Source organism: Pseudomonas sp. LBUM1676, assembly GCF_059695605.1.
This window is the reverse complement of record NZ_CP166777.1, coordinates 4945868-4964365: the sequence shown is the minus strand read 5'-3', so window position 1 is coordinate 4964365 and position 18498 is coordinate 4945868. Positions and strand designations below refer to the sequence as shown.

The 18498-nt window shown below is 62.1% G+C and carries 19 protein-coding genes and 1 riboswitch; of the genes, 17 read left to right on the top strand and 2 right to left on the bottom strand.

Annotation, left to right across the window (positions count from 1 at the left end):
• Positions 1 to 6 precede the first annotated feature (6 nt).
• Positions 7 to 1065: a phosphoribosylformylglycinamidine cyclo-ligase gene (purM, locus tag ACA041_RS22835; RefSeq protein WP_497437813.1), complete on the bottom strand. Its 1059-nt coding sequence runs from the start codon at positions 1063 to 1065 to the stop codon at positions 7 to 9.
• A 383-nt stretch (positions 1066 to 1448) separates the two neighbouring features.
• Here purM and ACA041_RS22830 point away from each other — a divergent pair, with 383 nt between their 5' ends.
• The 6 genes from ACA041_RS22830 (at position 1449) to ACA041_RS22805 (ending at position 6793) form a co-directional block, all read left to right on the top strand.
• A complete protein-coding gene (locus ACA041_RS22830) occupies positions 1449 to 2507 on the top strand; it encodes a DUF2066 domain-containing protein (RefSeq protein ID WP_497437812.1) in 1059 nt (352 codons plus the stop codon).
• 35 nt (positions 2508 to 2542) lie between these two features.
• Positions 2543 to 3616, top strand: coding sequence for an AI-2E family transporter (locus ACA041_RS22825; protein WP_497437811.1), 1074 nt, complete (start codon positions 2543 to 2545; stop codon positions 3614 to 3616).
• A 228-nt stretch (positions 3617 to 3844) separates the two neighbouring features.
• On the top strand, positions 3845 to 4549 hold the full coding sequence (gene hda, locus ACA041_RS22820; protein WP_008033543.1) for a DnaA regulatory inactivator Hda: 705 nt from the start codon (positions 3845 to 3847) through the stop codon (positions 4547 to 4549).
• 214 nt (positions 4550 to 4763) lie between these two features.
• Positions 4764 to 5417 carry a C40 family peptidase gene (locus ACA041_RS22815; RefSeq protein WP_497437810.1) on the top strand — a complete coding sequence of 218 codons (654 nt, stop codon included), beginning with the start codon at positions 4764 to 4766 and terminating at the stop codon, positions 5415 to 5417.
• A 163-nt stretch (positions 5418 to 5580) separates the two neighbouring features.
• Positions 5581 to 6123, top strand: a complete 543-nt coding sequence (locus ACA041_RS22810; RefSeq protein WP_497437809.1) for a C40 family peptidase — start codon at positions 5581 to 5583, stop codon at positions 6121 to 6123.
• 16 nt (positions 6124 to 6139) lie between these two features.
• Positions 6140 to 6793: an O-methyltransferase gene (locus ACA041_RS22805; protein WP_497437808.1), complete on the top strand. Its 654-nt coding sequence runs from the start codon at positions 6140 to 6142 to the stop codon at positions 6791 to 6793.
• 128 nt (positions 6794 to 6921) lie between these two features.
• Here the strand turns inward: ACA041_RS22805 and ACA041_RS22800 are convergent, their stop codons facing one another.
• A complete protein-coding gene (locus ACA041_RS22800; RefSeq protein WP_497437807.1) occupies positions 6922 to 8235 on the bottom strand; it encodes a PQQ-dependent sugar dehydrogenase in 1314 nt (437 codons plus the stop codon).
• 301 nt (positions 8236 to 8536) lie between these two features.
• Positions 8537 to 8770: riboswitch (cobalamin riboswitch) on the top strand.
• Between the two features lie 81 nt (positions 8771 to 8851).
• On the opposite strand from ACA041_RS22800, the gene cobO reads away from it, so the two are divergent.
• The 11 genes from cobO to ACA041_RS22745 all read left to right on the top strand — a co-directional run bounded on the left by cobO (position 8852) and on the right by ACA041_RS22745 (position 18468).
• Complete coding sequence (gene cobO, locus ACA041_RS22795) at positions 8852 to 9463, top strand: cob(I)yrinic acid a,c-diamide adenosyltransferase (RefSeq protein WP_064679011.1); 612 nt, start codon at positions 8852 to 8854, stop codon at positions 9461 to 9463.
• The gene (locus ACA041_RS22790) at positions 9460 to 10860 is read left to right on the top strand and encodes a cobyrinic acid a,c-diamide synthase CobB (RefSeq protein WP_497437806.1); all 1401 of its coding nucleotides are present in this window, start codon (positions 9460 to 9462) and stop codon (positions 10858 to 10860) included. The genes cobO and ACA041_RS22790 overlap by 4 nt, the downstream gene beginning before the upstream one ends.
• Positions 10857 to 11507, top strand: coding sequence for a 5,6-dimethylbenzimidazole synthase (bluB, locus tag ACA041_RS22785; RefSeq protein WP_497437805.1), 651 nt, complete (start codon positions 10857 to 10859; stop codon positions 11505 to 11507). Before ACA041_RS22790 ends, bluB begins: the two co-directional genes overlap by 4 nt.
• Positions 11504 to 12412, top strand: a complete 909-nt coding sequence (gene cbiB, locus ACA041_RS22780; RefSeq protein ID WP_497437804.1) for an adenosylcobinamide-phosphate synthase CbiB — start codon at positions 11504 to 11506, stop codon at positions 12410 to 12412. The genes bluB and cbiB overlap by 4 nt, the downstream gene beginning before the upstream one ends.
• The gene (gene cobD / locus ACA041_RS22775) at positions 12405 to 13397 is read left to right on the top strand and encodes a threonine-phosphate decarboxylase CobD (RefSeq protein WP_497437803.1); all 993 of its coding nucleotides are present in this window, start codon (positions 12405 to 12407) and stop codon (positions 13395 to 13397) included. Before cbiB ends, cobD begins: the two co-directional genes overlap by 8 nt.
• Entirely contained in the window at positions 13394 to 14845 is a 1452-nt protein-coding gene (locus ACA041_RS22770) for a cobyric acid synthase (RefSeq protein ID WP_497437802.1), read from the top strand. The genes cobD and ACA041_RS22770 overlap by 4 nt, the downstream gene beginning before the upstream one ends.
• Positions 14846 to 14966: 121 nt before the next feature.
• Positions 14967 to 15488 (top strand): bifunctional adenosylcobinamide kinase/adenosylcobinamide-phosphate guanylyltransferase, encoded by a 522-nt coding sequence (cobU, locus tag ACA041_RS22765; RefSeq protein WP_497437801.1) that lies wholly within the window; start codon positions 14967 to 14969, stop codon positions 15486 to 15488.
• Complete coding sequence (gene cobT, locus ACA041_RS22760; protein WP_497437800.1) at positions 15485 to 16540, top strand: nicotinate-nucleotide--dimethylbenzimidazole phosphoribosyltransferase; 1056 nt, start codon at positions 15485 to 15487, stop codon at positions 16538 to 16540. Before cobU ends, cobT begins: the two co-directional genes overlap by 4 nt.
• Entirely contained in the window at positions 16537 to 17112 is a 576-nt protein-coding gene (cobC, locus tag ACA041_RS22755; protein ID WP_497437799.1) for an alpha-ribazole phosphatase family protein, read from the top strand. Before cobT ends, cobC begins: the two co-directional genes overlap by 4 nt.
• A gap of 2 nt (positions 17113 to 17114) precedes the next feature.
• On the top strand, positions 17115 to 17846 hold the full coding sequence (locus ACA041_RS22750; protein WP_497437798.1) for an adenosylcobinamide-GDP ribazoletransferase: 732 nt from the start codon (positions 17115 to 17117) through the stop codon (positions 17844 to 17846).
• Between the two features lie 217 nt (positions 17847 to 18063).
• A complete protein-coding gene (locus ACA041_RS22745; RefSeq protein ID WP_497437797.1) occupies positions 18064 to 18468 on the top strand; it encodes a MarR family winged helix-turn-helix transcriptional regulator in 405 nt (134 codons plus the stop codon).
• Positions 18469 to 18498 lie beyond the last annotated feature (30 nt).

Below are 18498 nucleotides of genomic sequence, written 5' to 3'. Positions count from 1 at the left end.
CTTGCATCAGTGTGCCTTGAGGTTTTTCAGTACGACCGAAGCCGCGCCTTCGGCAGCGGTGGAGATCTGGCCGATGACCCAAGGTTGCTCGCCGGCTTCACGCAGGACGTTCAGTGCGGTTTCGACGTGCTCCTGGCCAACGCAGATGACCATGCCGACGCCGCAGTTAAGCACGCGGTGCATTTCGTTTTCGTCGACGTTGCCTTGCTCTTGCAGCCAGTCGAACACGGCCGGGCGAGTCCAGCTTGCCACGTCAACCACCGCTTGAGCGCCTTTTGGCAGCACGCGCGGAATGTTGTCCAGCAGGCCACCGCCGGTGATGTGGGCCATGGCCTTGACCGCGCCGGTTTCCTTGATCAGCTTGAGCAGCGGCTTCACGTAGATGCGGGTCGGAGCCATCAGCAGGTCAGTCAGCGGCTTGCCGTCGAGCTGGATGTTTTCGATGTCGGCGCCTGCCACTTCGATGATCTTGCGGATCAGCGAGTAGCCGTTGGAGTGCGGGCCGGAAGACGGCAGGGCGAGCAGGGCGTCGCCGGCAGCGACTTTCGAGCCGTCGATGATTTCGGATTTTTCTACGACGCCGACGCAGAAGCCGGCCAGGTCGTAGTCTTCACCTTCGTACATGCCAGGCATTTCAGCGGTTTCGCCGCCGACCAGGGAGCAGCCGGACAATTCGCAGCCCGCGCCGATGCCGGTCACGACCTGGGTCGCGGTTTCGACGTTGAGTTTGCCGGTGGCATAGTAGTCGAGGAAGAACAGCGGCTCGGCGCCGCACACCACCAGGTCGTTCACGCACATGGCCACCAGGTCGATGCCGATGCTGTCGTGCTTGTTCAGGTTCAGTGCCAGGCGCAGCTTGGTGCCCACGCCGTCAGTGCCGGAAACCAGCACGGGCTGCTTGTAGCCGGCCGGGATTTCGCAGAGGGCGCCAAAACCGCCCAGGCCGCCCATGACTTCCGGGCGCGCAGTGCGCTTGGCGACGCTCTTGATGCGTTCGACCAATGCTTCACCGGCGTCGATGTCTACACCGGCGTCCTTGTAGCTCAGGGAGGGTTGCTTGCTCATGATCCAGGCCTTTAGGGGGGATTCAGGGGTAACGACCGGGTCCAGCGGGACCACCGAAACTGACGAAGGCGATTGCCGAGCGCATGGTTCAGGGTGCCCGGCTGTTGCCGGTCTGCGAAGGCGCGCGATTTTATCAGGCTTGAGAGGCAGCGGCCATCCTCAGGCCGACAGCAGGGGCATATCGGCTGAAAAAAACCGTAATTGCCCGTGTTGGCACAATCGCGCAGGGCTGTATAAGGTATCGCCATTAACAGTCTATCGTTATGGCAGTGCGAAAAACTTGCCCGGAACCTGTGAATGTTTTGCGCCGGGCGAGGGTCACAGCCTTGCTCGATCATCTTCATGCGGTCTGTTCCAGCCGCTCTTGTCGTCAGGAATCCTCCATGCGTTTTTTCAAATTTCTGTTTGTGGGCGGTTTATCGTTGGTCAGCCTCGCCAGTCAGGCCGAAACCGTCAAAGGCCTTTATCAGGTGCGCGAACCTGTCAGCAGCCAGGCGCCCGCGGAGCGCGATCAAGCCACCCAGCGCGCACTGGATACGCTGGTGCTGCGTCTGACCGGCGATCCCAAGGCTGCGCAAAGTCCGGGGTTGGCGGCGCTGCGCAAGGATCCGCAACAGATCATCAGCCAATACGGGTTTGATGCCGGCCCGCCGGAGGTGCTGAAGGTCGATTTCGACCCGGCCTCCACGCAGCAGGCGCTGCGCCGTGCCGGGTTATCACTCTGGGGCGCGAACCGACCGTCGATCCTGGGTTGGTGGTTGAACGATGCCACCGAAGGATCGACCCTGGTGGGCGATGGCCAGGCCAGCGCGACGCCATTGCGCCGCGCGGCACAACACCGGGGTTTGCCTTTGCGCTTGCCGCTGGCGGACCTGAATGAGCAGATCGTGGCCACCGCACCGAATCTCGAGGCGGCGGATCCGGCGCCGTTGCGTGGCGCTTCGGACCGTTACAATGCCGATGCCTTGCTGGCGGTGCATGCCCGTGAAGAGGGTGGCCAGTGGCAAGCCAAATGGCGCTTGTGGCTGGGCGATCAGAAAGAGGCCGGCAGTGTCCAGGGCGCCGATCAGGCCGCCGTTGCCGATGCCGTGATGTTGGCGGTCAGCGAGCGACTGGCGCCGCGGTTCGTGGTCAAGCCGGGTGCTTCGAGTGAACAATTGCTGGAAGTACAAGGCATGAACCTGGAACGCTATGCAGCTCTCGGGCGTCTGCTGGAACCCTTTGGCGCGCGTCTGCAGAGCGTCGAAGGCGACCGCATTCTGTATCGGGTCAACGGCAGCCCCGAACAGCTGAAGTCGCAATTGTCCCTGGCCAAATTGCAGGAAGTTCCGGCCGGTGAGGCGCCAGCCCCTGCGACGCCTGTCCAGCCCGCGGCTGATGGCTCGGTACCTGCCGCAGCGCCGACCCCAAAACCGACGCCGCAGTTGCGTTTCCGTTGGTAAGTTTTTCTTTCCTTATATAGAAGCTGGAGTGGTTCATGGCCGATACGCGGCGTTGGTTCTGGTTGGGTGGGGTGATCCTGCTCTGCGCGTTTGTCTGGCTGTTGCATCCAATCCTCACGCCCTTTCTGGTCGCGTTGCTGCTGGCCTATCTGTTCGATCCCCTGGTGGATCGGCTGGAGAAGGCCGGCCTGTCGCGGACCTGGGGTGTGATCGCGGTGTTTGCACTGTTTACCCTGATCTTCACCACCTTGCTGCTGGTGTTGGTGCCGATGCTCGCCAAGCAGTTGTTTCGCTTGTACGAACTGACGCCGCAGATGCTCGACTGGTTGCAGCACAGCGCGCTGCCGTGGGCGCAGTCGAAATTCGGTCTGTCCGACGGTTTCTGGAAATTCGACAAGCTCAAGGCAGCGATCAGCGAGCACATGGGCCAGACCACTGACATTGTCGGTGTCGTGCTGAGTCAGGCGACGGCTTCCGGATTGGCATTGATCGGACTGCTGGCCAATCTGGTGCTGATCCCGGTGGTGAGCTTCTACCTGTTGCGGGACTGGGACCTGATGATGGCCAAGATCCGCGGTCTGTTGCCCCGTGATCGCGAAGAGCGCGTGGTGATGCTGGCCGGTGAATGCCATGAAGTGCTGGGTGCATTCGTGCGCGGACAGTTGCTGGTGATGGTGGCGCTGGGAGTGATCTATGCGGCGGGCTTGATGCTGATCGGGCTGGAGCTGGGGCTGCTGATCGGTCTGATCGCCGGCCTGGCCGCGATCGTGCCGTACATGGGGTTTGTCATCGGGATTGGTGCGGCATTGATTGCCGGCCTGTTCCAGTTCGGCGGCGACCTGTATCCCATGGTCGGCATCGTCGCGGTGTTCATGGTCGGCCAGGCGCTCGAAGGCATGGTGCTGACGCCGTTGCTGGTGGGCGACCGGATCGGCCTGCACCCGGTGGCCGTGATCTTCGCGATTCTGGCGGGGGGCGAGCTGTTCGGTTTTACCGGCGTGCTGCTGGCCTTGCCGGTGGCCGCGGTGATCATGGTGCTGGTTCGCCATGTGCACGACTTGTACAAGGATTCCGGCATGTACAGTGGAGTTGATGGGCCTGAACTCTAAGCCGGGTTGATATCCGTCGCGGCTGTCCGGTTCATTGCCGGACTGGCCCTCCTCTTTTGCATGGCGCTCACCCGTCGCGCCAAAGAAACTGCCATGAAACCAGTGCGTTAACGCAAACCTTTGATTTTGCTTATGGTCTGTCGCATTGTGCGGTCAGCTTCACGGGTATAAACTTCGCAAACTTTACACAGAGGCCACTAACGGTTCCCCTGGAACTGTTCAGTCAGCATGAAACCGATTCAGCTGCCCCTAGGTGTGCGTCTGCGTGATGACGCTACCTTTATCAATTACTACCCAGGCGCCAATGCCGCTGCACTCGGCTATGTCGAGCGGCTATGCGAAGCCGACGCCGGCTGGACCGAAAGCCTGATTTATCTCTGGGGCAAGGACGGGGTAGGGCGTACCCATCTGTTGCAGGCGGCGTGCCTGCGTTTCGAACAGCTGGGGGAGCCGGCGGTGTATTTGCCGTTGGCAGAGCTCTTGGATCGTGGCATCGAAATCCTCGACAACCTCGAACAATACGAACTGGTCTGCCTGGATGACCTGCAGGCGGTCGCCGGACGGGCCGATTGGGAAGAGGCGCTGTTCCATCTGTTCAACCGTCTACGCGACAGCGGTCGGCGCTTGCTGATTGCGGCATCGACCTCCCCGCGTGAATTGCCGGTGAAGCTGGCGGACCTCAAGTCCCGCCTGACCCTGGCACTGATCTTCCAGATGCGTCCGCTCTCCGATGAAGACAAACTGCGTGCCCTGCAACTGCGCGCTTCGCGTCGCGGCTTGCACCTGACCGACGAAGTCGGGCATTTCATACTGACCCGCGGTACTCGCAGCATGAGTGCGCTTTTCGAGTTGCTCGAACGTCTCGACCAAGCCTCTCTTCAAGCCCAGCGCAAGTTGACGATCCCGTTTCTCAAGGAAACCCTGGGATGGTGAAGCCGGGGTCCGACGCAGGTTTCGGCAGTTTTCAGACGCCAGAAAATCCGCTGTCCTACAGGGCTGCAGGCTGCAGAACGTCTAAATGGGGCTCAAGCGCTTAGATGTAATCGAGAAACGCAGAAGTCACATAAAGTTCGATTGAATTTGCAAATGGGCATGATTGCGGGCATAGTCGCGGCTTCTTTTATAACTTTAAGCCACGGTCGTGCCCATGCTAAAGCGCTTCGCACCCCTCGTGCCCCTCGCACTCGTCACCCTGTTGTTCGGTTGCGCTGCTCATTCTCCAGTGCCCCAGCAAGAACAAAAACAGCAGGTTATCAATTCAGTTACCGCCCAGTCATCTTCCGTTCTTCTCCAGGAAGCGCTTGATCAGCAAGTGGCAGCCACCGACAAAGAACTGGCCAGCTTCGCCAATGGCAAGTCCTACCAGCTTCCGGTTCTGGCAGACAGCATCCTCGAACGTGGCATGTCCCTGATCGGTACCCGTTACCGTTTCGGCGGCACCTCCGAAGCCGGTTTCGATTGCAGCGGCTTTATCGGTTATCTGTTTCGTGAAGAGGCTGGCATGAACCTGCCACGCTCCACTCGCGAAATGATCAACGTCGACGCACCGCTGGTGACTCGCAGTGATCTGAAGCCAGGTGACTTGCTGTTCTTCGCCACCAATGGTCGTCGTGGGCGCGTCAGTCACGCCGGGATCTACCTGGGCGACAACCAGTTCATCCATTCCAGCAGCCGCCGCAGCGGTGGTGTCCGGATCGATAGCTTGGGCGACAGCTACTGGAGCAAGACCTTCATCGAAGCCAAGCGCGCACTCGCCATGGCGCCGGATTCGTCCCCGGCGATCGTCACCGCACGCAAGTAAGCGGACAGTTTGTAGGGTGAACTTAAAGTCTTACTTGAAGTTTGCGCTATAGTCGCTAGAATCCTGATCTAAGTTTGATGGCAAACCGCCTGCGTGCGCGCAGGCGGTTTTCTTTTCTGCCCTTTCGGTGGAAAAGCCGCAGCCAGATCAGGGTGTTCTGCTTATGACATTGCCAGCCCGCTTCGCAATCCTGTTCTTCGCAGCGCTGCTCAGCGCCTGCGCCAGCCGCACACCGCCGCCAGCACCGGCACCGGTGGTTCGCGCGCCATTGGTATTCGGTCCCTCCCAAGCCTTTTCTCCCGCCGCCGAAGATGTGCTGTTTCGTGCGCTCGGTCTTGTTGGCACGCCCTATCGCTGGGGCGGCAACACGCCGGATTCGGGGTTTGATTGCAGCGGGTTGATCGGCTATGTCTACCGTGACATGGCCGGCATTTCCCTGCCGCGCACCACCCGCGAGATGATCGGCATGCAAGCGGCCAGTGTCGGCAAGGAAGGCTTGCAGACCGGCGACCTGATCTTCTTCGCCACCAATGGCGGCTCCCAGGTCAGCCATGCCGGGATCTATGTCGGCGAAGGTCGTTTCGTCCATGCGCCGGCCACTGGCGGCACGGTCAAGCTCGACAGCTTGTCCAAGGCGTATTGGCAGAAAGCCTACCTGAGCGCCAAGCGTGTGCTACAACCAGAGCATCTGGCACATAACCCATAGATTGCAGAGTCTGGTCATGACCGCTCGCACGCTCAATCTCGATGATTCCCTGTATCAATACCTGCTCGACGTCTCCCTCAGGGAGACGCCGCTGCTCAAACGCCTGCGCGACGAAACCCAGGCGCTGCCCATGGCGCGCTGGCAAGTGGCGCCGGAGCAGGGGCAGTTCCTCGCATTGCTGGTGAAACTCACTGGCGCCAGGCGTCTGCTGGAAGTGGGCACCTTCACCGGTTACAGCGCCTTGTGCATGGCCGCAGCATTGCCGGATGACGGTTCGCTGATTTGCTGTGACATGCCCGGCGACTACAACGCCACCGCCCGCCGTTACTGGCAGGAAGCGGGTCTGGCCGGGCGAATTGACCTGCGTCTGGCACCGGCGCTGGAGACCCTGGCCCGGCTGGATCAACCAGGGCAGTTCGACCTGATCTTCATCGATGCCGACAAGGCCAATTACCCGAGCTACCTGGAGCATGCGCTGCGTTTGTTGCGGGTCGGTGGGCTGGCCGTGTTCGATAACACGCTGTGGAGTGGGCGGGTGCTGGAGGAGAGTCCCGACAGCGCGGACACCCGAGCCATCCAGGCGCTCAATCGCGCCTTGAAGGATGACGTGCGGGTGGATTTGTCGTTGTTGCCTTTGGGGGATGGATTGACCCTTTGCCGCAAGCGCTGATCAATGTGGGAGCGAGCTTGCTCGCGATAGCGGTGGGGCAGCGCCATCAATATTGAATGTGCTGGCCCTATCGCGAGCAAGCTCGCTCCCACAGGTGTTGTGTGTCCAGAAGGTGGCGTGTATTGCAGTTATTTAGCCGTTGATACCCGCCACACCTTGTTCCCCACATCATCCGCCACCAGCAAACCTCCGTGCCGGTCAATCACCACGCCCACCGGACGGCCCATGGCTTTTTCATCGTCGGTGAGGAACCCGGTGAGCACATCAACCGGTTGCCCGACCGGTTTGCCCGCGCTGAAGGGCACGAAAATCACTTTGTAGCCGCTGTGCGGATCGCGGTTCCATGAGCCGTGCTGGCCGATGAATGCGCCTTCCTTGAACTGCGCCGGCAGGTTGTTGCCTTCGGCAAAGGTCAGGCCCAGCGATGCCGTATGCGGGCCGACGGCGTAGTCCGGCGCAATGGCCTTGGCCACCAGGTCCGGATTCTGCGGCGTCACGCGCACATCGACATGCTGCCCGTAATAGCTGTAGGGCCAGCCATAGAACCCGCCGTCTTTCACGGAGGTGATGTAATCCGGCACCAGGTCGCTGCCGATTTCATCCCGCTCATTGACGGCCGTCCACAGCGCACCGCTCTGCGGTTCCCAGGCGAGGCCGTTGGGATTGCGGATCCCCGAAGCGAAGATCCGATGGTTGCCGGTGGCCCGATCCACTTCCCAGATCGCCGCGCGACCTTCTTCCTGATCCATGCCGTTTTCGCCGACGTTGCTGTTGGACCCGACCGTTACGTACAGCTTGTTCCCGTCCTTGCTGGCGATAACGTTCTTGGTCCAGTGATGATTCAGCGTGCCGCCCGGCAGATCGACGACTTTGATCGGCTGCGACTTGATCGCCGTATCGCCCTCTGCATAGTGGAAGCGCAGCAGGCGGTCCGTATCGGCGACGTACAAATCATTACCGACCAGCGTCATGCCGAACGGCGAGTTCAGGTTTTCCAGAAACACCGTGCGGGTTTCGGCGATGCCGTCGTGGTCCTTGTCTCGCAACAGTGTGATGCGGTTCGGGCTGGGTACCCCTGCACCGGCCCGGCCCATGACTTTCTTCATGACCCAGCCTTTGATGCCTTTGCCGTCATCGGGTTTGGGTGGCGCATTGGTTTCGGCGACCAGCACGTCGCCGTTGGGCAATACATAAAGCCAGCGCGGGTGATCGAGACCTTCGGCGAAGGCGGCGACCTGGGTTCCGGTCGCAGCGGTTGGTTTCGCACCGTCCGGCCAGCCGATCGCCGGGGCAATGTTCACCGTCGGGATCAGGGTCTTGTTCGGTTCTGGCAGCTTGGGCTGCGGTCCGGTGCCGTCCATGACTTGCAGGCTGGAGGTTTCACCGCAGGCGGCGAGCCCTCCGGCGAGCGCGATGACGAGAACGAGCTGGGGCTTGCGCATGCTGATCTTCCCTATGAATGCGTAGATACAATCATAGAGAAGCTTGCAGGTGCGATGGTTCAACCGGTCAGCCGCGGGCTTCCTTGAACAGGACGACGGTGCCGGGGTGATAGTGGCCGCCTTCGTTGCGCAACTTGCGCTAGGCGTAGGGGAAATACCAGGCCACGGCGCAGCTGTTTTCCTTTTGCAGGTCGTCGACCATGTCCTGCAGTTCTGGATTGGCGTCAGATAATTGATCGACGGCACTGAATTGCTTGAGCAGGCCCCGTCTTCAATTGACGCTCCACCCCCAACCCTCTAACCTTCGCGGCTTGTTTCAGGTGCTCTGTGGCCATGGCCGACAGAGTGAAACAGGGAAGTCGGTGAGTGATGCTCTTCAAGCGACGAAGAGTCATGATCCCGACGCTGCCCCCGCAACGGTAAATGAGTAAAGGCTGTGCATTGAGCCACTGTGTTGATTATCGACATGGGAAGGCGCGCAGTCAGGCCAGCGCCGCTCATGAGCCCGGAGACCGGCCTGATCCATCCAGCGGCATCACGGTGGGCGATGCCAGGCTTCTTGCCGTCTATTCTTGTGCCTGCCCGCCGTTATCCAGCCCCAACGGAGAGCTCCCCCATGACTGATACTCCCGATCGTGACGAACGTCACCTGGCGCGCATGCTGCGCAAAAAAGCCGTGATCGATGAACGCATCGCCAATTCCCCGAACGAATGCGGCCTGCTGCTGGTGTTGACCGGCAACGGCAAAGGCAAGAGCAGCTCGGCTTTTGGCATGCTCGCCCGCTCCCTGGGCCATGGCATGCAGTGTGGCGTGGTGCAGTTCATCAAGGGTCGCAACAGCACCGGCGAAGAACTGTTCTTCCGCCGCTTCCCGGAACAGGTGCGGTTTCATGTGATGGGGGAGGGCTTCACCTGGGAAACCCAGGATCGCCAGCGTGATATCGCTGCCGCCGAAGCCGCCTGGGCAGTCTCCCGCGAACTGTTGAGCGATCCGTCCATCGGTCTGGTGGTGCTCGATGAATTGAACATCGCCCTCAAGCACGGTTATCTCGATCTGGATCAGGTGCTCAGTGATTTGCAGGCGCGTCCGCCGATGCAGCACGTGGTGGTCACCGGTCGAGGCGCCAAGCCGGAGATGATCGAACTGGCCGACACCGTCACCGAAATGGGTGTGATCAAGCACGCGTTCCAGGCCGGTATCAAGGCACAAAAAGGCGTCGAGCTGTGACGCAACTACGTTATTGCCCGGCGGTATTGATTGCCGCGCCGGCCTCCGGCCAGGGCAAGACCACCGTCACCGCCGCGCTGGCCCGCTTGCATCGTAATCAGGGGCGCAAGGTGCGGGTCTTCAAGTGCGGCCCGGATTTTCTCGACCCGATGATTCTCGAGCGCGCCAGTGGTGCGCCGGTGTATCAACTGGACATGTGGATGGTCGGCGAACAGGAAAGTCGCCGACTGTTGTGGGAAGCCGCAGCTGTTGCCGACCTGATCCTGATCGAGGGCGTGATGGGGCTGTTCGATGGTACGCCGTCCAGCGCCGATCTGGCGCGGCACTTCGGTGTGCCGGTGCTGGGTGTGATCGATGGTACCGCGATGGCCCAGACCTTTGGCGCACTGGCCCTGGGGCTGGCGCGCTATCAGCCGGACTTGCCGTTTGCCGGTGTCCTGGCTAACCGCGTGGGCACATTGCGCCATGCGCAATTGCTCGAAGGCAGCCTGACGGAAGGCCTGCGCTGGTATGGCGCCTTGTCCCGGGAAACCGGGATCGAATTGCCGAGTCGGCACTTGGGGCTGGTTCAGGCCAGCGAGCTCAATGATCTGGATCTGCGTCTCGACGCGGCAGCCGAATCACTGGCCAACAGTTGCGATGTTGCGCTGCCGCCGCCCGTGGCATTCGCCGCTCCTGAAGTGATCGCCGCCGAACCCTTGTTGGCTGGCGTGCGCATCGCCGTGGCCCGTGACGAAGCCTTTGCCTTCACCTATGGCGCGAGCCTGGACCTGCTGCGGGCCATGGGCGCCGAGCTGCTGTTTTTCTCGCCGATCCGTGACGCCGGGTTGCCGGAAGCGGACAGTCTTTACCTGCCGGGAGGCTATCCGGAATTGCACCATGTGGCGCTGGCAAAGAACACATCGATGCTCGATGGGATTCGCGCGCACCATGCGGCCGGCAAACCATTATTGGCCGAGTGTGGCGGCATGCTGTATCTGCTCGATTCGCTGACCGATGTCGAGGGCACTCGTGCCGAATTGGTCGGTTTGCTGCCCGGGGATGCGGTGATGCAGAAGCGTCTGGCTGCATTGGCGTTGCAAACGGTGGAGCTGCCGGAAGGTTTGTTGCGCGGGCACACCTATCATCATTCGCTGACCACTACCGGGCTTGAGCCGATTGCCCGTGGGCTGAGCCCGAATGGCGGGCGTGGGGCGGAGGCGGTTTATCGTCAGGGGCGGATGACGGCCTCTTATGTGCATTTTTATTTTCCGTCGAATCCATTGGCGGTTGCCGCGTTGTTTGCGCCTGACCGTAAGGCTGCCTTCGCGAGCAGGCTCGCTCCCACAGGGGATCGCATTTCTTCTGGCCGCACACCTTCAAATGTGGGAGCGAGCCTGCTCGCGAAGAGGCCATGACCGATAACGCATTTTCCAAGGCCGAACGCGAAGCGATTTATCGAGCCATCGCCGAACGCCGCGACATGCGCCACTTCAGCGGCGGCACCGTCGAGCCCGAATTATTGCGACGCCTGCTCGAAGCCGCGCATCAGGCCCCGAGCGTGGGCCTGATGCAGCCCTGGCGCTTCCTGCGCATCAGCGACCGCAGCCTGCGCGGCAAGATCCAGCAGTTGGTGGAAGAGGAGCGAATCCGCACCGCCGAAGCCCTCGGCGAGCGCAGCGACGAATTCATGAAACTCAAGGTCGAAGGCATCAGCGACTGCGCCGAAGTGCTGGTCGCCGCGCTGATGGATGATCGCGAGCGCCACATCTTCGGCCGCCGCACCTTGCCGGAAATGGACATGGCGTCCTTGTCCTGTGCGATCCAGAACCTGTGGCTGGCCTCCCGTGCCGAAGGGCTGGGCATGGGCTGGGTTTCGTTGTTCGAGCCGCAGGCCCTGGCCGACTTGCTGCAGATGCCCGCCGGCGCCAAGCCGCTGGCCGTGCTGTGCCTGGGCCCGGTGAAGGAATTCTACCCGGCACCGATGCTGGCACTCGAAGGCTGGGCGCAGGCGCGTCCGCTGGGTGAATTGCTGTATGAAAATTATTGGGGAGTGAGTCAATGAGTGTGGCGTTGTTGAGTGTCGCCGCGGTTGCGCTGGACGCGCTACTGGGTGAACCCAGGCGCTGGCATCCGCTGGTGGCGTTCGGCCGTTTTGCCGACCGCATCGAGCAACGTTTCAATGGCGAAGGTCGCGGCTGGCGCAGTCACGGTGTCACCGCGTGGGTGATCGCGGTCGTGCCGCTGACCTTGCTGGCCACGGCGTTTTCCTGGGCGCCTTATGTCGGCTGGATCGTCGAGATCCTCGCGCTCTATTGTGCCCTCGGCATGCGCAGCCTCGGGGAACACGTCGAGCCCGTGGCCAAGGCCCTGCGCAGCGATGATATTGAAGAAGCCCGCAAACGCGTGGGTTATCTGGTCAGCCGTCAGACCAGCGAACTGGATAAAACCGAAGTCGCCCGCGCCGCCACCGAGTCGGTGCTGGAAAACGGCAGCGACGCGGTATTTGCCGCGCTGTTCTGGTTCGCTGTGGCGGGGGCACCTGGGGTGGTGCTCTATCGCCTGAGCAACACCCTCGATGCCATGTGGGGTTACCGCAACGAACGCTTCGAACGGTTCGGCTGGGCCGCGGCAAAGATCGATGACGTGCTCAACTACATTCCGGCACGCCTGGTGGCGTTGACCTACGCGCTGCTCGGCAAGACGCGCCTGGCGTTGAAATGCTGGCGCACCCAGGGCCCGACCTGGGACAGCCCGAATGCAGGGCCGGTGATGGCCGCCGGTGCTGGCGCGCTCGGCGTCGAGTTGGGCGGGGCGGCGATTTATCACGGTGAACTGCATCAGCGCCCGCAGCTGGGTGAAGGCCTGCCGGCGGATGCCGACTCCATCGAGCGTGGCTGGCAACTGGTCAAGCGCGGGGTATGGTTATGGTTGCTGATTCTTTGCCTGGGGGCTGAATTCTATGCTTGAGCACGGTGGTCGATTGCGCAAGGCGGCGCTCGAATACGGCATCGCCGAAGCCGACTGGCTCGACCTGTCCAGCGGCCTCGCGCCCTGGCCGTTTGCGGTCGCGGATATCCCGTTGCGCGCCTGGGCGCGATTGCCGGAAACCGATGACGGTCTGGAGCAGGCGGCCTGCGACTACTACGGCGCCGCCCGAGTGCTGCCGGTGGCCGGATCGCAAATGGCGATCCAGCTGCTGCCGCGTTTGCGTCGCGCCGGCAAGGTCGGCGTGCTGTCGCCCTGTTACGCCGAGCATGCCGAAGCCTGGCGCCGCAGTGGCTACATCGTGCGTGAAGTGCTGGAGCAGGAAGTCGACTTCTTTCTCGACAACCTCGACGTGCTGGTGGTGGTCAACCCGAACAATCCAACCGGCCTGAGCCTGACCCCCAGTCGCCTGCTCGACTGGCATGCGAAACTGGCCCAGCGCGGTGGCTGGCTGGTGGTGGACGAAGCCTTCATGGACAACACGCCGCACCTGAGCCTGGCGCCGTTTGCCCATCAGGTAGGGTTGATCGTGCTGCGCTCTTTCGGCAAGTTCTTTGGTCTGGCCGGCGTGCGCCTGGGGTTCGTGCTGGCCGAGCGCCAGCTGCTTAAATTGCTCGCCGAGCAAGTGGGGCCGTGGGCGGTCAGCGGACCGACCCGGGTCGTGGGGCAGGCCTGCCTGCTGGACACCGAAGGTCACGCCCGCCAACGGCAGCGCACCGAAGCGGCCAGCGAGCGCCTGGCGCGGTTGCTGGTAGAGCACGGGTTCGAACCTCACGGCGGTTGCGCCCTGTTTCAGTGGCTGATCACCGAGAGTGCCGAAGCGCTGCATGAATTCATGGCCCGGCGCGGCATTCTGCTGCGCGTATTCACGCACAACAGCAGCCTGCGATTTGGCTTGCCGGCCGATGAAGCCGACTGGACCCGTCTGGCGCAAGCGTTCGAAGCCTATGCCAAGGAAAGACAATGACTACGTTGATGGTGCAGGGCACGACATCGGACGCCGGTAAAAGCACGCTGGTGACGGCGCTCTGTCGCTGGGTCATCCGTCAGGGCGTCAGCGTCGTGCCATTCAAGCCGCAGAACATGGCGCTCAACAGCGCCGTCACCGCCGATGGCGGCGAGATCGGTCGCGCGCAAGCGGTGCAGGCCCAGGCGGCCAACCTTGAACCGCACACCGACATGAACCCGGTGCTGCTCAAACCCAACAGCGATACCGGCGCCCAGGTGATCATTCACGGTCGCGCCGTCACCACCATGAATGCGGTGGCCTATCACGACTACAAAGCGATCGCCATGCAAGCGGTGCTGGCTTCCCATGAACGGCTGAGCGCGGCCTATCCGGTGGTCATGGTCGAAGGCGCGGGCTCGCCGGCCGAGATTAATCTGCGCGCCGGCGACATCGCCAACATGGGGTTCGCCGAGGCGGTGGACTGCCCGGTGGTGCTGATTGCCGACATCAATCGTGGCGGCGTATTCGCCCATCTGGTGGGCACTCTGGAGTTGCTGTCGCCGAGTGAACAGGCGCGGGTCAAAGGGTTCATCATCAACCGCTTTCGCGGTGACATCGCGTTACTGCAGCCGGGGCTGGATTGGCTGGAGGCGCGCACCGGCAAACCGGTGATCGGCGTGTTGCCTTATGTCATGGACCTGCACCTGGAAGCCGAAGACGGTATCGATCAGCGCCAGACCGACAAGGCGGACCAGGTGCTCAAAGTGCTGGTGCCGGTGCTGCCGCGCATCAGCAACCATACCGACTTCGACCCGCTACGCCTGCACCCGCAGGTGGACCTGCAATTCATCGGCCCCGGCCAGGCGATTCCGCCAGCCGACCTGATCATTCTTCCCGGCTCGAAAAGCGTGCGCAATGACCTCGCGTTTCTGCGGGCCAATGGCTGGGACAGCGCCATCAGTCGTCATCTGCGCTATGGCGGGAAAGTGCTGGGCATCTGCGGCGGTCTGCAAATGCTCGGCGAGCAGGTGCATGACCCGCTAGGCCTTGAAGGCGCGCCGGGCTCCAGTGCCGGACTGGGTTGGCTGGCGTTCGAGACGCAGCTTGAACAAGAGAAGCAGCTGCGCAATGTCCGCGGGCGCCTGGTGCTGGAAGATGCGCCGGTCACCGGCTATGAAATCCATGCCGGGGTGACCACCGGGCCGGCGTTGGAAAACGCTGCGGTGTGGCTGGACGATGGCCGCTGCGATGGCGCGCAAAGCACAGATGGACAGATTTTCGGCACCTACCTGCATGGCCTGTTCGAATCGCCGGCGGCGTGCAGTGCGTTGTTGCGTTGGGCGGGATTGCAGGATGTGCAGGAAGTGGATTACCACGGCTTGCGCGAGCGCGATATCGAGCGGTTGGCGGATCTGGTGGAGAAGCATCTGGATACCCGATTGTTGCGTGAGCTCTGTGGTTTTTGAGTTGATTTTGAGAGCGCCTTCGCGAGCAGGCTCGCTCCCACAGTTGATCGCGTTCCATTGCGGGAGCGAGCCTGCTCGCGAAAAGGCCCGTCACCACACCGCCAATTAGAAGGATGTAACCATGCTGCAACTGATCCTCGGCGGCGCCCGCTCCGGCAAAAGTCGCCTGGCCGAAAAGCTCGCCGCCGACAGCGCTCTGGCAGTGACCTACATCGCCACCAGCCAGCCCCTCGACGGTGAAATGAACGAACGGGTGGCCCATCACCGCGCCCGTCGCCCGGCCGAATGGGCATTGATCGAAGAGCCCGTTGAGCTTGCCCGCGTCCTGCGCGAAACCGCAGGCGTAGATCGTTGCCTGCTGGTGGACTGCCTGACGCTGTGGATGACCAATCTGCTGATGCTCGAAAATGCCGAGCGTCTGGTCGCCGAACGCGAAGCCTTGCTCGACTGCCTGGCCTCGCTGCCGGGCGAAATCATATTTGTCAGCAACGAAACCGGAATGGGTGTCGTGCCACTGGGCGAATTGACTCGTCGTTATGTCGATGAAGCCGGATGGCTGCATCAAGCGTTGGCCGAACGCTGTCAGCGCGTCGTCCTGACCGTCGCCGGCCTGCCCCTGACTTTGAAAGGAACTGCGTTATGACTCAATCCTGGTGGCTGAACCCGTGCAAGCCGATCGATGCCCAAGCCTTCGAGCAGGCTGAGGCACGGCAACAGCAGTTGACCAAACCTGCCGGCTCCCTCGGGCGTCTGGAGTCGGTGGCGGTGCAATTGGCCGGGTTGCAAGGCCGGGTGAAACCGAGTCTGGATCAGCTGTGGATCGCGATTTTTGCCGGTGACCATGGCGTGGTCGCCGAAGGGGTGTCGGCGTATCCCCAGGAGGTCACTGGGCAGATGCTGCACAACTTCGTCAACGGTGGTGCGGCGATCAGCGTGTTGGCGCGGCAACTGGGGGCATCGCTTGAAGTGGTCGACCTCGGCACCGTGACGTCAACGTTGAATCTGCCGGGGGTGCGTCACCTCAATCTCGGCCCGGGCACCGCGAATTTCGTAGCAGGTCCGGCCATGACTCGGGCCCAGGGCGAGCTCGCCTTGCAGGCCGGACGCGACAGCGCGCAGCGTGCCCTCGCGGCGGGCGCGCAGTTGTTCATCGGTGGCGAAATGGGCATCGGCAACACCACCGCGGCCAGCGCCTTGTCCTGTGCATTGCTGGATTGCCCGGTGGCGCATCTGACCGGGCCGGGCACCGGACTCGACGCGGCGGGCGTCAGCCACAAGGCGCAGGTGATCGAACGCGCGTTGATTTTACACGGTGCTCAGCGCGGCGATGCGCTGCAAACCCTGTTCAACCTTGGCGGTTTTGAAATTGCGGCGCTGGTCGGCGCGTATCTGGCGTGTGCCCAGGCAGGCGTCGCGGTGCTGGTTGACGGGTTCATCTGCAGCGTCGCGGCGTTGGTGGCGGTACGTCTGAATGCCGACTGCCGTCAGTGGCTGTTGTTTGGTCATCGCGGTGCGGAGCCGGGTCATCGCCATGTGTTGGAAACCCTGAACGCCGAACCGCTGCTGGATCTTGGGTTGCGTCTGGGCGAGGGCAGCGGCGCTGCATTGGCTGTGCCCTTGCTGCGCCTGGCCTGCGATCTTCACGGGCAGATGGCGACCTTCGCCGAAGCGGCCGTAGCGGATCGTCCGGCATGACGTTGCGCCTGGATCTGTTGCGCCACGGCGAAACCGAGCTCGGCGGCGGCCTTCGCGGCAGCCTCGATGATGCCCTGACCGATAAAGGCTGGGCGCAGATGCGCGCGGCGGTCGTCGCGCAAGGGCCTTGGGATCGCCTGGTCAGCTCGCCTTTGCAACGCTGTGCACGGTTCGCCGAAGAACTCGGCGCACAACTGGGGCTGCCCGTGCACTTGGATAAAGATCTGCAGGAATTGCATTTCGGGGCCTGGGAAGGGCAGAGCGCCGCAACGTTGATGGAGACCGATGCCCAGGCGTTGGGCTTGTTCTGGGCTGATCCCTATTCGTTTACGCCGCCTGAGGGTGAGCGGGTCGAGGATTTTTCCACGCGGGTGTTGGCCGCGGTCGGGCGTTTGCAGGCGAGCTGCGCGGGTGAGCGGGTATTGCTGATCAGCCATGGCGGTGTGATGCGTTTATTGCTGGCCCAGGCCCGGGGATTGCCGCGTGAACAGTTGCTCAACGTCGAAGTCGGCCATGGCGCGCTGTTTTCCTTGAGCGTCGAGGCTGGCGTCATCCTCAAGGAAGCGAACTGAACATGCTGCCGTTCTGGATCGCCCTGCAATTCTTGAGCAGTCTGCCGATTCGTCTGCCGGGCATGCCGGCCCCCCAGGCGCTCGGTCGATCGCTGCTGTTTTATCCGCTGGTCGGCTTGCTGTTCGGCGTTCTGCTGTGGGCGCTGAACGGGCTGTTGCTCGGTACGCCATTGTTGCTTCACGCGGCGCTGTTACTGACGGCGTGGGTGTTGCTCAGCGGTGCATTGCACCTGGACGGCCTGGCTGACAGCGCCGATGCGTGGCTCGGTGGCTTCGGCGACCGTGAGCGCACGCTGACGATCATGAAAGACCCTCGCAGCGGGCCGATCGCGGTCGTGACCCTGGTTCTGGTGCTTCTGCTCAAATTCGCCGCATTGCTGGCATTGATCGAACAGCAGCACAGCGTTGTGCTGATCATTGTTCCGTTGATTGCTCGGAGCGCGATGCTGGGGTTGTTCCTGACCACGCCTTATGTGCGCCCAGGAGGTTTGGGGCAGGCGCTGGCCGACCATTTGCCGCGTCTGGCGGGCAAGCAGGTGTTGGCGGTCAGTGCAGTGGTCTGTGTGCTGGTGGCGGGTTTGAGTGGGGTGTGGGCCGTTGTGCTGGCAGGGTTAGTGTTTGTCTGGTTGCGGCACGCGATGCTGCGGCGATTGGGCGGGACGACGGGCGATACGGCGGGGGCGTTGCTGGAATTGCTGGAAGTAGCGTTGCTAGTGGGCTTGGCTTTAGTCTGATGGGATTGTGGTGAATGTTCTGGCCCTATCGTCGGAACGCCGCCCGGAGCAAGCTCGCTCCCACATTGGATCTTCAGCGGCCATAGCGTTAGTGCTTGACGCCGATCAACTGTGGGAGCGAGCTTGCTCGCGATTGCGATCAACCAGACGCGGCCCAATTACTGAATAAACCCATCTGTAACTTGATTTAACACACTCGCGGGTATATACACGCACCATGCTCGACTCCCAATGTTTATGCATCAACCTGCGTCGCGCCGCCCGTGGCGTCAGCAGGCACTACGACGGCGCTCTCGATGGCTTCGGGATCAACGTTGCCCAGTATTCTCTGCTGTGCAATCTGCAGCGTCTGGATCAACCGAGTATTTCCACCCTGGCCGAGGCCATGGGGCTGGATCGCAGCACCCTGGGACGAAATCTGCGGGTGCTGGAAGGCGAAGGGCTGGTGATGCTGGTCGAGGGCGAGGACATGCGCAATCGCATCGTCAGGCTCACCGAGGCCGGTGCGCAGCGCCTGGCAGCGGCCCTGCCGGCCTGGGAGGCGGTGCAGCAGCGCTTGATCGATCGGCTGGGCGCTGAAAAACGCGAAACCTTGCTGAAACTGTTGGACGAACTGGCTTGAAGCCGGTTTTTCCGATTATAAGCGGGTATA